Genomic DNA, 14046 nt, shown 5'->3' with positions numbered 1-14046 from the left:
ATTTTGAATAAAATGGGATAGTGGCCTTTTTTTAGGAATTGCGGAATCGGCGTCATAAATATGCTATAATTGATTGTTATAGCTTGATCTCGGAATTATTATCAAGTTTGAAAGGAATGATTATTATGACAAAACCAGTTGTCGCGATTGTTGGTCGCCCGAATGTCGGGAAATCAACAATCTTTAATCGAATTGCCGGCGAACGGATTTCGATTGTTGAAGACACACCAGGGGTTACTCGTGATCGTATTTACACGAATAGTGAATGGTTAGGCCACGAATTTAGTTTGATTGATACCGGTGGGATTGAAATTAGTGATGCACCATTCGTTGAACAAATTAAGCAACAAGCAGAAATTGCCATTGAAGAAGCCGATGTGATTATCTTTTTAGTCAGCGCACGTGAAGGCGTGACGGATGCGGATGATCGCGTGGCTCAAATTCTTTACCGGGCCGATAAACCAATTTTATTAGGGGTTAACAAAGCTGATAATCCTGAACAACGTCAAGATATCTTTGATTTTTACAGTCTCGGCTTCGGCGATCCAATTGCCGTTTCCGGGAGTCATGGTCAAGGGATTGGGGATTTATTAGACGCTGCGGTGGCTAAATTCCCAACTGAAGATCAAGAAGAAGAAGACGACAGTATCAAATTTAGTTTGATTGGTCGTCCGAACGTCGGTAAATCATCATTGGTTAACGCGATGCTCAAAGAAGAACGGGTCATTGTGTCGAGTATTGAAGGCACGACGCGGGATGCGATTGACACTAAGTTTATGGCTGAAAACGATCAAGAATTTACGATGATTGATACGGCCGGGATTCGTAAACGGGGTAAGGTCTACGAAAATACTGAAAAGTATGCCGTCTTACGGGCTTTACGGGCTATTGACCGTTCTGACGTTGTCTTGGTCGTCTTGAATGCTGAAGAAGGTATTCGTGAACAAGATAAAAAAGTCGCAGGGTACGCGCATGAAGCCGGCCGTGGGATTATCATTGTCGTCAACAAATGGGATACTTTGGAAAAAGATAACCATACAATGAAGGAATTCGAAGACCATATTCGGAGCCAATTCCAATACTTAGACTACGCACCGATTATTTTTGTTTCCGCTAAAACGGGCGTCCGTTTACAAAACTTACCAGCGATGATTGAACAAGTCAGTGAAAATCAAAACCGTCGGATTCAATCGTCTCTATTAAATGATGTCTTAATGGATGCGACAACCGTCACACCAACACCAGCGATTAATGGGAAACGATTACGGATTTATTACATGACACAAGTGGCGGTCAAGCCACCAACGTTTGTCGTTTTTGTGAACGATATTAATTTGCTTCATTTCTCATATCAACGCTTCCTCAAAAATCAATTGCGTAAAACCTTTGACTTTACTGGTACGCCAATTCATTTGATCCCTAGACAACGAAAATAGGGTGTTTTTGTGGTAATTTAGCTAATATGATTAACTAAATGGTGACGAAAGCCTTTTTTTAAGCAAAAAACCTTGCTATCACTAGGTTTATATGATAAATTAAAAATTGAAATGGTGATCAAATCATTGTTTCGTCATTTTTGACCACTCAAAAATGGTTTCGGTAGACAATACTGATTATCTGTGATGAGCAGGAGGTGAAAACTATGGCAAACAAAGCACAATTGATCGAAGGCGTTGCAACAAAGACTGGTTTAACCAAGAAAGATGCAACTGCTGCAGTTGATGCAGTATTTGGTTCAATCCAAGATACTTTGAAACAAGGCGACAAGGTACAACTTATCGGTTTTGGTACATTCGAAGTACGTGAACGCGCAGCTCGTAAGGGTCGCAATCCACAAACTGGTGCAGAAATTAAGATTCCTGCAAGCAAAGTACCTGCATTCAAGCCAGGTAAAGCATTAAAGGATTCTGTTAAATAAGAATTCAAACTTAGGACTGGGGTCTCCCAGTCCTTTTTTAGTGTCAATTAACGGTTAAGTGAGTCGAATTGTGATAGAATAGGACAATTGAAAAAGGGTGGTTGAAATGACGAATTCAGAAGAGATGTTAACAGCATTAGAAGATAATAATTTAGAAGCCGCGGATAAATTTTTTAAACAAGCGCTAACGGCTGATGATCCAGATACGTTGTATAGTTTGGCTGAAGAACTGTATGCGATGGGTTTCTTGGAACAATCTGAAGCAATTTATCAACAATTACTCAAACAGTTTCCCGATGAAGACCAAATTCGGACGACATTGGCGGATATTGCGGTCAGTAATGGACAACACGACGAAGCGTTGGCTTATTTAAGTGACATTACGCCGGAGTCAAACGCTTATGCGGAAAGTTTATTGACGGCCGCTGACGTTTATCAAACCATGGGACTGCCAGAAGTCAGTGAACAAAAATTATTAACGGCGATTCGCGCCTTCCCAGAAGAACCCGTGATGCAATTTGCGTTGGCTGAATTGTATTTTGAATTAGGAGAATACCGGAAAGCGGCTAATTATTATGAAGCGCTGATTGATCAAGACGTGACGGAACTCGGTCAAGTGAATATTCAAAAACGGTTAGCAACGAGTTACGCCAGCAGTGGCGCGTTTGAAGAAGCGCTTGAAATCTATGAGGGTTTGCGTCAAGAATTTTTAACGGCGGACGATCAATTCCAAATGGGCTTTTTGTACCTCCAGATTAAAGATTACGAACGGTCAATTAAGTTATTGACGGCCTTGCAAAAAACAGATCCACAATACACATCGTTGTATGCGTATCTAGCGGCTGCTCAAGCAGCAATCAATCAATTGGAAGCAGCTTTAGTGACCGTCCAAACCGGGATTGGCTACGATCAATATAGCGAAGTTCTTTATCAAAAAGGCAGTGAATTAGCGCTCCAATTGGGAGACGATGTGGTGGCTGAACAAATGTTGACGAAGGCGCTAGCGATTAATCCCGATAATATGGGTGAAATCAATGCGTTGAGTGCGGTTTATCGCCGGCAAAATCGCCATGCTGAAAATATCAGCTTGGTTCAAGACGCCATCGAAAATCATAAACCAACGGCGGAATTATATTGGTCATTGGCGCAATCTCAATTTGCCGAAGAACAAATGACGGCGGCGCGGGAGAATTATTTATTAGCCTATCCCGAATTAAAAGCTGACCCAGAATTCCTGCACGATTTAATTCGTTTCTTCCAAGAAATGGCACAAGTGCCAGAATTATTATCGGCCTTAGAACAATATCTAAAATTAAAACCGAATGATTTAGACATGCAAGAAATGTATGAAGACTATAAGAGCGCTGATTCGAACGCTTAGACTTTGAGGATTAACCTATAAATTTTAATGATGGTTGGTTTGAACCATCATTGGAATTTACTAGTTAAACGGAAAAGTCTGTTCGAGAAGCGCGTTTTAGATTAAACGGAAGTTGCTACAACCAAAAGCGCGTTTTCGCAATCAAAGAAGCCCCACAACTTTTACGAGTTGCGGGGCTTCTTTTGTTTATTTCACTTTAATTGGTGTTTTCTGGGGTGGTAGCGGTGATTCATAAGTAAAGCCTTCACCAAGTGCTTCGTGGACGTCTAAGATGGAGACGAAGGCTTCCGAATCATGAGCTTCGATAATCCGTTTCAATTGTGTGATTTCAGTGGTACTGACCACGCAGTAGAGCATCGGTTGCTGTTGATGGGCATAAGCACCTTCTGAATGGAGAAAAGTAACGCCACGTTCCATATCGGCCATGACATCATCGGCAATTGGTTGGAATTGTTGACTGATAATGAGGACCCCTTTAGCGGCATAGGTGCCTTCGAGTGTGAAATTAACGACTCGGGAGAACACATAAGAAGCTAGTAGTGTATACATCATGTGTTCAATGTCCAAATAACTCAATGAAGCGGTCAAAACGACGATATCAAACATCAGTAGTGAGCGACCCATGGGTATTCCTTTTTCTTTTTCGATAATGCGAGCAATCACATCACTGCCCCCGGTAGTACCGCCATAACGGTAAATGATACCACTACCAAAACCGGCACATAACCCGGCTAAAATCGACGCGATTAAAATATCATGGTTTAAATCAATCATGATCGGCACCCGCTGCCAAATCCATAAGAAAACGGACATCATCAATGTGCCGTAAATCGTATAGGCGAGTGCGCGCTTGCCCAAGAAACGGTACCCAAGAATAATTAAGGGAATGTTTAAAACAATCGTTGTGTAGGCGGGATCGAAATGAAACCAATAGCGTAAAATCAAGGTAATCCCGGTCAAACCGCCTTCAGCTAAATGATTTTGAATGTTGATGGTCACTAAACCAAATGCATAGATGGCACACCCCAAGGCAATGACGACTAAATCGCGAATCGTAGTGGTCATTGTTATTTTTTTTGTCAAAATAAATCCCTCCTTCAAAAAAGCGCTACCTTAAATATAGCACGGATTAGCAAAAAACCAATAGTTAGAATGTCAGTCACTGATAAATAAGATATGGTATGATAAATAAGAATAATCAAGTAGTAGATAAGAGGTTAACGTATGAAAGTCACAACTTTTGCGCCAGAATTTGAAATGGCGTTACCCATTTTACACCAAATTGAAGCGGCGGGTTTTGAAGCTTATTTTGTTGGCGGGAGTGTCCGCGATTACTTATTAGGGTTACCCATTCACGATGTCGATATTGCGACGTCCGCTTATCCGGCCGAGGTCAAAGCAATATTTAACCGGACGGTTGATACGGGTATTCAACATGGCACGGTGATGATTTTGGATCACGGGACGGGTTATGAAGTTACGACTTTTCGAACGGAATCGGGTTATCAAGATTTTCGGCGGCCCGACTCGGTCACTTTCGTACGGTCATTGGCTGAAGATTTAAAACGGCGTGATTTCACGATTAATGCGTTAGCGATGCGTGCAGATGGTGAAATTATTGATTTATTTGACGGATTAGCGGATTTAAAGGCGCAAAAGATTCGAGCGGTCGGCGTGGCCGACGAACGGTTTCATGAAGACGCGCTTCGTATGATGCGGGCGGTGCGCTTTGAAAGCCAACTCGGGTTTGACGTCACGCCAACGACTCAAGCAGCAATTCAAAAACACGCGGCATTATTAGCTAAAATTGCGGTTGAACGGATCCATGTTGAATTCATTAAATTGATGCAAGGCCAACAACGGCACAATGGCTTAAAGACGTTACTTGCAACGGGTTTAAATCAGTATTGTCCTGGTTTAGTGGATCAAACCGCTGCGTTGCAACGATTGATTGACTTACCCCCACAACGTGTCACATCGGAAAGTGCAGCGTGGCTCTTGTTAACAGCGAGCCTGCAACTAACACCCGCGACCGCTAATCGATTCCTTAAACAGTGGAAATGCGCAAACGACGTGATTGCTGATGTAACTGCTGGTCTAGTGTTATTACCACAATTGATCGCGCAAAGTGCGCAATCCTGGGATTTATACGAAGCAGGCGAGGCCGTATTGACCATTTGTTTACAAATTGGTCAGTTGTTAGCGCCGAGTGCGATTGCGCAACAGGATTGGCTGGCACATTACGTGGCATTGCCAATTAAAACGAAGCGTGAGCTTCAAATTAACGGTCAAATCTTAATTCGAGAATTAGACATCCAACCAGGGCCGAAACTCGGTCAAACCTTGACGCAGCTTGAAAAATTAGTGGTCAATGGGCAGTTACCTAACGAGCAAGCTAGGTTAGTCCAGTGGGTTAAACAAAATAGCGCGCTTAGCGACTAAAGTATGGTAGAATACGTTTGTAAGCACATTCAGAAAGGATGAATCGCAATGACACAACATGTTTTTAAAGAATTGAAATTTTATTTTCGTAATGGTGACGTTTGGACCGTTAACCATAAGGAATTGAATGATATTTGGATTAGTCGCGTCACCACTAGTTACGGCCGCATTGATGGTGGTCCAATGCAAGAGATTCATCCTTGCAAGAGCTTTAAAGCGGAAATTCTACCGGAAGCCGATCACGTTAAAAGTGAAGACATCAACACCGGCTCGTTAGAGATGGGCATGTTTGGTCGGGCGACTAAATATCAAGATATCGAAAAATTAGATTTAGTGTTCCAAGATGATCAAGATAAGGCCCCCCAACAAATCTATTTCCCATTTAAAAATAAAGATAATAGTGGTTTGGATAATATTTATCAAAGCAGTCAGATTTCTCAAAAGAATAGTCACCTCTACATTGTGATTGATGCAGAACATACGATTGCCGATATTTATCCAGAAATTTAAGCGATATTCAAAAAAAGTGAGTGATCCGATTAAGGATTGCTCACTTTTTGATTGTTAGTTAGACCAAAATTCGCTATGATTGAAGATAACGAAAGTAAAAAAGGTGAGCTAATTGCAAACATTAACAGCGACAGATTTAACCAAGACATACGGTGAAAAAACGTTATTTGAGAAGATTTCTTTTTTAATTCGCGAAGGGGATCGGATTGGTCTCGTCGGGATTAACGGAACCGGGAAAACGACGCTTTTAAATGCGTTAACTGGAACTGATTCATACGACAGTGGGCAAATTGAGACGCCTAATCAGTATTCAATCAGTTATTTGGCACAAAAGCCGAAATTTGATTCTGATTTAAGCATTATGGCGGCCATTTTTGCGGGTAATAATCCGGTTTTTAAAACGATTCAAAATTATGAACGGGTTTTGGATGCGTATACCAGCGATCCGACTAATCCGAAATTACAAACGCAATATGAACAAGCCGACGCTCAAATGACCCAGCAAGATGCCTGGTCAGTTGATACGGATATTAAGACGATTTTAACGCAATTGCATTTAACCGATTTGGATCAACCGATTAATACGTTATCTGGGGGCCAGAAAAAGCGGGTTAGTTTGGCGCAGGCTTTAATTGAAAGTCCCGATTTATTGATTTTGGACGAACCGACTAACCATTTAGATTTTGATTCCATCGAATGGTTAGAAAAACGTTTGGCGCAATATCAAGGCGCATTATTGATTGTCACGCATGATCGTTACTTTTTGGATCGCGTCGCTAATCAGATTTTTGAATTGGATGCCGGTCAACTATATACGTACGAGGGCAACTATGAACAATTTTTAACGCAGAAGGCGGATCGCTTAGAACGCGAACAACAAGCTGCTCATAAACAACAACAACTCTACAAACAAGAATTAACGTGGATGCGCGCGGGTGCCAAAGCACGAACCACGAAACAACAAGCCCGCATCAATCGCTTCAACGATTTAAAATCAAATTTGACGGCCGGACCGGATGATTCAGAAGTCGATATCCAGATGGGGCAATCGCGACTCGGCAAGAAAGTTTTAGAATTGAAACAGGCGAATTTGACGTTGGATACACATCAGATTCTGATTGATTTTAGTATTTTAATCCAAGCCAACGACCGGATTGGGATTAGCGGGGTCAACGGGGCGGGTAAATCATCGCTATTAAACGTCTTAGCCCAACGAATTCCGTTAGACAGTGGCGAATTAATCGTCGGAGAAACGGTCAATTTAGGCTATTATACGCAACAAAATGAAGACTTTGATCCGAATAAACGGGTGATCGCCTACTTACAAGAAGCCGGTGAAGAAGTTGTTGGTCGGAATGGCGAACGCATTAGTGTCACCCAATTATTGGAACAATTCTTATTTAACCGCTCAATGCACGGGACTTTAATCGGTAAATTATCCGGTGGCGAGAAACGCCGTTTGTATTTATTGAAAATCTTGATGCAACAACCGAACGTTTTATTACTCGATGAACCAACCAACGATTTAGATATCGGCACGTTAACGATTTTGGAAAATTATTTGGATAACTTCAACGGCACCGTGATTACGGTCTCACATGATCGTTATTTCTTGGATCAAGTGGCTGATAAGTTATTGGTGTTCGAAGGTGCGGGTCAGATTACGAGCGAAGTGGGTTTGTTTAGTGATTATTTAGCGAAACAAGGCGCCCCCACGACTAGCAAGCCGGCGAGTGTTAAACCAGTCGATGAAGAACCACAGGTTGAACCCGTTAAAACCAAACAGAAATTAACGTACGCGGAACAAAAAGAATACGACCAAATTGAATCAGAATTAGAAGCGTTAGATGAACAGATTGAAGCCATCAAAACGCAAATGAACGAAAATGGCGCTGATTATGATAAACTAGCACAATGGCAATATGATATGGATCAATTGAATCAACAATTAGATGTTAAAATGGCGCGCTGGGATTATTTAAGTCAATACGCCTAAGCGGTGAAATGAGGAGACTATTATGTCAGAACAAACTTATCTGGATTTAGCACGGACTATTTTGGAAACGGGTCATTATAAAGAAGATCGGACCAATACGGGTACCTATAGTTTGTTTGGCTATCAAATGCGCTTTGACCTACAAGCTGGTTTTCCATTATTGACGACTAAAAAAGTACCGTTTGGCTTAATTAAAAGTGAATTACTGTGGTTCTTGAAGGGCGATTCGAACATTCGCTATTTGTTAGAACACAATAATCATATTTGGGATGAATGGGCGTTTGAACGCTACGTGCAAAGTGCTGATTATACCGGCCCTGATATGACCGATTTTAGTCATCGGGCCCAATCCGATGCAGCCTTTAATACGGTTTACCGCGAGCAGATGAAACAGTTCGACGACCGAATTTTAGCCGATCAAGCGTTCGCAGATCAATACGGTGAATTAGGCGATATTTATGGGAAACAATGGCGTGCTTGGCAAACCCGCAGTGGTGAAACGATTGATCAAATTAAAAATGTGATTGAAATGATCAAAACCAATCCGGATTCACGACGGTTAATTGTGTCGGCGTGGAATCCAGAAGACGTGCCCTCAATGGCTTTGCCACCGTGTCACACGATGTTCCAATTTTACGTTAACGAAGGTAAATTATCGTGCCAGTTGTATCAACGCAGTGGGGATGTCTTCTTGGGTGTGCCATTTAACATCGCTAGTTATGCTTTGTTGACGCATTTAATCGCGCACGAAACGGGTTTAGAAGTCGGCGAATTCATTCATACCTTAGGGGATGCGCATATTTACAGCAATCATCTCGAACAGGTTAAGACCCAATTAGAACGGCCAATTCACGCGGCCCCTCAATTGTGGTTGAATCCGGATAAACAAAGTATCTTTGACTTTGACGTTGCCGATATCAAAATTCAAAACTATGAATCAGAACCTGCGATTAAAGCGCCGGTTGCTGTCTAGGAGGAAAAGCGATGATTGCATTTTTATGGGCCGAAGATCAAAATGGGTTGATTGGACAAGACGGGCATTTACCGTGGCGTCTCCCCAATGATTTAGCTAATTTTAAACGTGAAACGATTAATGAAGTCGTTGTGATGGGCCGTAAAACCTACGATAGCTTACCAAAACGGCCATTACCTGGTCGGCAAAATATTATCATCACGCGTCAAGTTGGTTTAACGGCTGAACCAGGGGTGCTCGTGATGACGCAACCAGCCGAATTATTAACGTATGCGCAACAAAACCCAACTAAAAAGCTATTCATCATCGGTGGTGCTGAGATTTTCAACCTCTTTAAAGAGACTGTTGATTATTTATACGTCACGAAGATTGCGGCCGCCTTTAAAGGGGACGTCTATATGCCTAAACTGGATTACACACAATTTAAGCGAATTGATGTCAAAGCCGGGGTTGTTGATGAGCGTAATCGCTATCCACACACGTTTGAAATTTATCAAAGGCTTGCTTAACCGCTAGCCAATGGCCGAATTCTTGTTAAATTTTGCTGAAAAATTTGACGTGTTCTGATATACTAACGATAGGTATTTATCATTTGATGAATACGCAATCAAGGGATGGCTAACAACAATTATCCTAAGAATGAATAGAAAGTGTGGCTGAAGTAACAGTGGCTAATATTAAAATTGTAACGGATTCATCAATCCAATTAACAGCTGAAGAAATTAAAGAACATCACATTACAGTGATTCCATTGACCATTATGATTGATAATACGGTCTATATCGACGGCGAAACGATTACCCGTGATCAGTTTATGACTGAAATGGCTGGCGCTAGTGCTTTACCTAAGACGAGCCAACCAGCAATTGGTAATTTCATTGAAACTTACGAAAATTTGGCCGCTGATGGCAGTCAAATTTTATCAATTCATATGTTACGCGCGATTAGCGGGACGGTTGATACCGCTCGTCAAGCCGGCGAAATGGCTAAGGCAGACGTTACGGTGATCGATAGTGATTTTACAGATCGTGCGATGGCCTTCCAAGTATTGAAAGCGGCCGAAGTTATCGAAGCGGGTGGTTCAATGGCGGACGCTTTAACGGCGATTCAAACCGTGCACGATCACACTAAGTTGTATATGGGCGTCACTGATTTGACGAACCTGGTTAAGGGTGGCCGTTTAAGTCACGCTGCTGGTGTGATTTCAAGCCTATTGAATATCAAAGTAATCTTAGAAGTCGCTGATAGTGAACTGAAGGTATTGCGTAAGGGTCGCGGTATGAAGACCATTACGAAGTTCATTGATGAGATGGAAACTAATTTACGTGAATTAAAAAATGTTAAAGCAATTGGCATTTCACATGCGGACGGTTTGGAATTAAGTCAGAAAATTCAAACGCAGTTACAAGCTGGGTTTCCCAATGTTGAAATTCTAGTTCGGACAACCGATCCCGTGATTGCAACGCATGCGGGTGCTGGCGCGTTTGCCGTCATGTATTATACAGAAGATTAAGGTTTAAATTGTAAATGTAACACATAAGGCTGGTTGACATTTTACGTGTCCCAGCCTTAATTATTATCTAGCTTATTTTGAGGTGGCAGAATTGAAAAAAACGCGACAATTATTAATTGACTTAGGGATTTTAGTCGGCGCGATTGTCATTGTTTTTATGATTTGGCAATTGTTGACTCCTAAACCCAAACAAGTCACGAACGCAACTGGAAAAACAGCGCAGAGTCAATCGGTTCAAGCCAGTCAGCCTAAACAGACACTCCAACTAGTTGCGATTGGCGATTCGTTGACGCACGGGGTTGGTGATGAGACCAACAAGGGTGGTTACGTCCCACTCGTGGCTCAAAAGATTAAGCAAGCGACCGGTCATCCAGTAACAACCGTTAACTACGGTGTGACGGGTGAAAAAAGTTATCAGATTGAAAAACGAATTCGTGAGAAAACCACGATTCAAAAGAAACTAAAACAAGCTGATTTAATCACACTGACGGTCGGTGGCAACGATTTAATGGCCGTTTTACAAGATGATTTCTTTGAATTAGACCAAGCCAAAGTCACGGCGGGTCAGAAGAAATATCAAACCCATTTAACGACTTTGTTAACGCAAATTCGCCAACAGAATCCGGATGCGCCGATTTTTATCATGGGCGTTTACAACCCATTTTACGTCTATTTTCCAGAAATTACGGGTATGTCGAAAGCCGTGACGCTCTGGAATCAGACCGCTAAGACGGCCGCTAAGGAATTCAAAGGGATTTACTACATTAACAGTGATCAAGATTTAACCCACGGAGATGGTCATTACGTGAAACAAACGAAGTCATTGGCCAAAATGGATAGCACGCAGATGCAAAAAACGTTGGCGGCTAATGAACATTTGAATCCGTATATTAGTGATACTGATCATTTTCATCCGAATCAAAAAGGCTATCAATTGTTGACTAAATCATTTTGGTCGGTAATGAAGGCCCATCAAAAGCAATGGCTCAAAGGAAGTAACTGATGACAACTAGACAAGACATGAAACAACAAAAAAAGGGCCAACAGCCCAAGAAAACGATTAATTATTGGAAATACAGTTTCATCGTGTTATTAGCGTTGATTATTGGCACTGTGGGCTTTGTTGGTTATAACGTTTCGGCGCCACAAACCCCTGCAGTCAAGACTGAAAAAGTGATTAAAGCGGATAGTACGTTTGAAATTCAAATGCAGAAGAAACAAATCAATAGTTTAGTCGCGTATTATTTGCAAAATTATCTACAAGATTCTAAAATAAAGTATCAATTTACATTGGGCCAACAGGCGATTTTATCCGGCCAGTTTAAGTTCTTAGGGTTTCCGGTCGAATTTAATTTATTCTTCCAACCCTATGTCTTGGAAAACGGCGATGTTCAATTAAAGGCGAAACAGCTAGCCGTTGGTCAATTGAAAGTACCGATGTCCTTTGTCTTTAATTACATTCAACGTCAATATAAATTCCCTAAGTGGGTCGTTTTGAACGCTAAGAAGAATACGATTACCTTACGCTTAAACGAATTTAAACTCGATAACGGGATTCAAGTGACGGCTAAACACATTAATTTAAAACAGGATAAAATTGATTTATCGGTTTATATACCATTAAAAAATAAGAAATAAGGTGGCGGCATGAAGCAGAGTTTTTATCGCTATTTAATGACCCAGCGTGATCCCAATAACTACGAACCAATTGCTCAGTTTGCGAACAATGCTTTTTTTGATCAATCATTTCCCAAACAAATCGGCGAGTATGAACCGCTATCGCGATATTTAGAGCTCAACGGGAGTTATTTACCCAGTATGACGATTTTTGATGAGGCCTACGTGTTGTATCAAGAAAGTGAACAAGCCTAAGGAGTGTCATCATGAAACGGCGATTAAGCAAGTGGTTATTGGTTATGAGCGTTACCGGTTTGATAGCACTCGGGATTCGCACCTGGTTATTAGTCCCAGCCACGGTCGTCGGGACGTCGATGCGGCCAACGTTGGCACCCGGTAATTATTTAGTATTGCAGAAATTTGGCCAGATTAAACGTTTTGAAGTGATCGTCTTTAAACTAGATGGCACGACTTATGTTAAGCGGGTGATTGGGCTACCGGGAGAACGGGTTAGTTATCGGGATGATCAACTGTATATTAATAATCGTCCGGTGACCGAACCTTTCCTGACGGTTAAAAAAAATCAAGAGACCGTTTTGACCTCTGATTTTGATTTATCGGTTTTAACCGGGCATCAAACGGTCCCTAAAGACCATTATTTTGTACTCGGTGATAATCGGCGCATCAGCAAAGATAGCCGCACATTTGGTCCAATTGATGAAACAACAATTATCGGCCGAGCGAAGCTGGTTTATTATCCGATTTCAAGAATGAAATTACTATCAAGTAAATGAAAGATAGGTGATTCTGCATTAAGAATCACCTGTCTTTTTGAGTTGACTAATTTATAAATCTTGCTAATATTAAGCATAGCATTATTGTAGCAGTAAAGGGGAGAGTCGTATGCAATCTAAAACATTAATCTTTGGTCATCGCGGTTATCCCAAACAATTTCCGGAGAATAGTTTGGCGGGTTTTCGTTACGCTTTGGCACACGGAATTGAAGGGCTTGAATTCGATGTCCATTTAACCCGTGACCAAGTACCAGTGATCATGCACGATGAGAAGATTAACCGGACAACGGATGGTAAAGGTTTCATTCAAGACTATTCATTGGCTGAATTACGGCAATTCCACTTGAAGAACGGTGAATCAATTCCGACGTTAGCTGAATTATTAACGCTAGTTGGTGATAGTCCAGCGCAACTTAATTTAGAGTTTAAAACGGATAAAATCCAGTATCCGGAGATTGAACGGATTGTATTTGCGATGCTGGAAGAAAAGACACTCAATAGACCGGTCATTTTCTCATCATTTCATTTACCAACTTTAGAGCGCTGTCAGCAATTGGCCCCTAATGAAATTTATTGCTGGCTAACCAAAACGAATGTGCCTAATCCAAACCAATTTTTGATTGATCACCACCTAACCGGACTCCATTTAAAACATTATCAGCCAGATATGACTGGCACGCAACGCATTTGGACGGTCAATCGAAGAGGGCCAGCAATCAAGTTACTTAAACAGCAAGTCGCCGGCATCTTTACGGATGATTTTGTGCAGATGATGCAAATACGTGATCAAACCATGTAAAAACAAGCTGTGACAGAACTTGGGTATCAATTGAGTATCAAGTTGAAAAGGTGATTATCCCGAACTAAGGATAATCGCCTTTTTGATTTGAACGGAAATTGAT

At 41.5% G+C, this 14046-nt stretch carries 15 protein-coding genes; 14 read left to right on the top strand and 1 reads right to left on the bottom strand.

Going from position 1 to position 14046, the window contains the following annotated elements; translation table 11 throughout:
- Positions 1–125 precede the first annotated feature (125 nt).
- The 3 genes from der to ACVPPQ_RS10490 all read left to right on the top strand — a co-directional run bounded on the left by der (position 126) and on the right by ACVPPQ_RS10490 (position 3299).
- On the top strand, positions 126–1436 hold the full coding sequence (gene der, locus ACVPPQ_RS10500; RefSeq protein WP_056950739.1) for a ribosome biogenesis GTPase Der: 1311 nt from the start codon (positions 126–128) through the stop codon (positions 1434–1436).
- A gap of 206 nt (positions 1437–1642) precedes the next feature.
- Positions 1643–1918 (top strand): HU family DNA-binding protein, encoded by a 276-nt coding sequence (locus ACVPPQ_RS10495; RefSeq protein ID WP_106483248.1) that lies wholly within the window; start codon positions 1643–1645, stop codon positions 1916–1918.
- Positions 1919–2024: 106 nt separating this feature from the next.
- Positions 2025–3299 (top strand): tetratricopeptide repeat protein, encoded by a 1275-nt coding sequence (locus ACVPPQ_RS10490; protein WP_463494575.1) that lies wholly within the window; start codon positions 2025–2027, stop codon positions 3297–3299.
- 186 nt (positions 3300–3485) lie between these two features.
- On the opposite strand, the gene ACVPPQ_RS10485 is transcribed toward ACVPPQ_RS10490, so the two are convergent.
- A complete protein-coding gene (locus tag ACVPPQ_RS10485) occupies positions 3486–4364 on the bottom strand; it encodes a YitT family protein (RefSeq protein WP_463496369.1) in 879 nt (292 codons plus the stop codon).
- A 159-nt stretch (positions 4365–4523) separates the two neighbouring features.
- Between ACVPPQ_RS10485 and ACVPPQ_RS10480 the strand changes: the two genes are divergently transcribed.
- From ACVPPQ_RS10480 to ACVPPQ_RS10430, 11 genes are all read left to right on the top strand, one after another.
- On the top strand, positions 4524–5741 hold the full coding sequence (locus ACVPPQ_RS10480) for a CCA tRNA nucleotidyltransferase (RefSeq protein WP_463494573.1): 1218 nt from the start codon (positions 4524–4526) through the stop codon (positions 5739–5741).
- Positions 5742–5789: 48 nt separating this feature from the next.
- Positions 5790–6251 carry a hypothetical protein gene (locus ACVPPQ_RS10475; RefSeq protein WP_463494571.1) on the top strand — a complete coding sequence of 154 codons (462 nt, stop codon included), beginning with the start codon at positions 5790–5792 and terminating at the stop codon, positions 6249–6251.
- Positions 6252–6363: 112 nt separating this feature from the next.
- Complete coding sequence (locus tag ACVPPQ_RS10470; protein ID WP_463494569.1) at positions 6364–8247, top strand: ABC-F family ATP-binding cassette domain-containing protein; 1884 nt, start codon at positions 6364–6366, stop codon at positions 8245–8247.
- Between the two features lie 22 nt (positions 8248–8269).
- Complete coding sequence (locus ACVPPQ_RS10465; RefSeq protein ID WP_463494568.1) at positions 8270–9220, top strand: thymidylate synthase; 951 nt, start codon at positions 8270–8272, stop codon at positions 9218–9220.
- Positions 9221–9231: 11 nt separating this feature from the next.
- Positions 9232–9729 (top strand): dihydrofolate reductase, encoded by a 498-nt coding sequence (locus ACVPPQ_RS10460; protein WP_463494566.1) that lies wholly within the window; start codon positions 9232–9234, stop codon positions 9727–9729.
- Between the two features lie 158 nt (positions 9730–9887).
- A complete protein-coding gene (locus ACVPPQ_RS10455) occupies positions 9888–10733 on the top strand; it encodes a DegV family protein (protein WP_463496368.1) in 846 nt (281 codons plus the stop codon).
- A gap of 91 nt (positions 10734–10824) precedes the next feature.
- Complete coding sequence (locus tag ACVPPQ_RS10450; protein ID WP_463494564.1) at positions 10825–11736, top strand: SGNH/GDSL hydrolase family protein; 912 nt, start codon at positions 10825–10827, stop codon at positions 11734–11736.
- The gene (locus tag ACVPPQ_RS10445) at positions 11736–12371 is read left to right on the top strand and encodes a YpmS family protein (RefSeq protein WP_463494562.1); all 636 of its coding nucleotides are present in this window, start codon (positions 11736–11738) and stop codon (positions 12369–12371) included. Before ACVPPQ_RS10450 ends, ACVPPQ_RS10445 begins: the two co-directional genes overlap by 1 nt.
- 9 nt (positions 12372–12380) lie before the next feature.
- Positions 12381–12605 (top strand): YozE family protein, encoded by a 225-nt coding sequence (locus ACVPPQ_RS10440; RefSeq protein WP_025082325.1) that lies wholly within the window; start codon positions 12381–12383, stop codon positions 12603–12605.
- 11 nt (positions 12606–12616) lie between these two features.
- Positions 12617–13144: a signal peptidase I gene (lepB, locus tag ACVPPQ_RS10435; protein WP_463494560.1), complete on the top strand. Its 528-nt coding sequence runs from the start codon at positions 12617–12619 to the stop codon at positions 13142–13144.
- Between the two features lie 109 nt (positions 13145–13253).
- Complete coding sequence (locus tag ACVPPQ_RS10430; RefSeq protein WP_463494558.1) at positions 13254–13943, top strand: glycerophosphodiester phosphodiesterase; 690 nt, start codon at positions 13254–13256, stop codon at positions 13941–13943.
- Positions 13944–14046 lie beyond the last annotated feature (103 nt).

The organism is Latilactobacillus parafuchuensis, from assembly GCF_055271665.1.
The sequence above is the reverse complement of the archived record's forward strand: the minus strand, read 5'-3'. Positions and strand labels throughout refer to the sequence as shown.

Coding starts and splice junctions, on each gene's coding strand:
- der (WP_056950739.1), top strand. CDS start 126: ATGACAAAACCAGTTGTCGCGATTGTTGGTCGCCCGAATGTCGGGAAA.
- ACVPPQ_RS10495 (WP_106483248.1), top strand. CDS start 1,643: ATGGCAAACAAAGCACAATTGATCGAAGGCGTTGCAACAAAGACTGGT.
- ACVPPQ_RS10490 (WP_463494575.1), top strand. CDS start 2,025: ATGACGAATTCAGAAGAGATGTTAACAGCATTAGAAGATAATAATTTA.
- ACVPPQ_RS10485 (WP_463496369.1), bottom strand. CDS start 4,364: ATGACCACTACGATTCGCGATTTAGTCGTCATTGCCTTGGGGTGTGCC.
- ACVPPQ_RS10480 (WP_463494573.1), top strand. CDS start 4,524: ATGAAAGTCACAACTTTTGCGCCAGAATTTGAAATGGCGTTACCCATT.
- ACVPPQ_RS10475 (WP_463494571.1), top strand. CDS start 5,790: ATGACACAACATGTTTTTAAAGAATTGAAATTTTATTTTCGTAATGGT.
- ACVPPQ_RS10465 (WP_463494568.1), top strand. CDS start 8,270: ATGTCAGAACAAACTTATCTGGATTTAGCACGGACTATTTTGGAAACG.
- ACVPPQ_RS10460 (WP_463494566.1), top strand. CDS start 9,232: ATGATTGCATTTTTATGGGCCGAAGATCAAAATGGGTTGATTGGACAA.
- ACVPPQ_RS10445 (WP_463494562.1), top strand. CDS start 11,736: ATGACAACTAGACAAGACATGAAACAACAAAAAAAGGGCCAACAGCCC.
- ACVPPQ_RS10440 (WP_025082325.1), top strand. CDS start 12,381: ATGAAGCAGAGTTTTTATCGCTATTTAATGACCCAGCGTGATCCCAAT.
- lepB (WP_463494560.1), top strand. CDS start 12,617: ATGAAACGGCGATTAAGCAAGTGGTTATTGGTTATGAGCGTTACCGGT.
- ACVPPQ_RS10430 (WP_463494558.1), top strand. CDS start 13,254: ATGCAATCTAAAACATTAATCTTTGGTCATCGCGGTTATCCCAAACAA.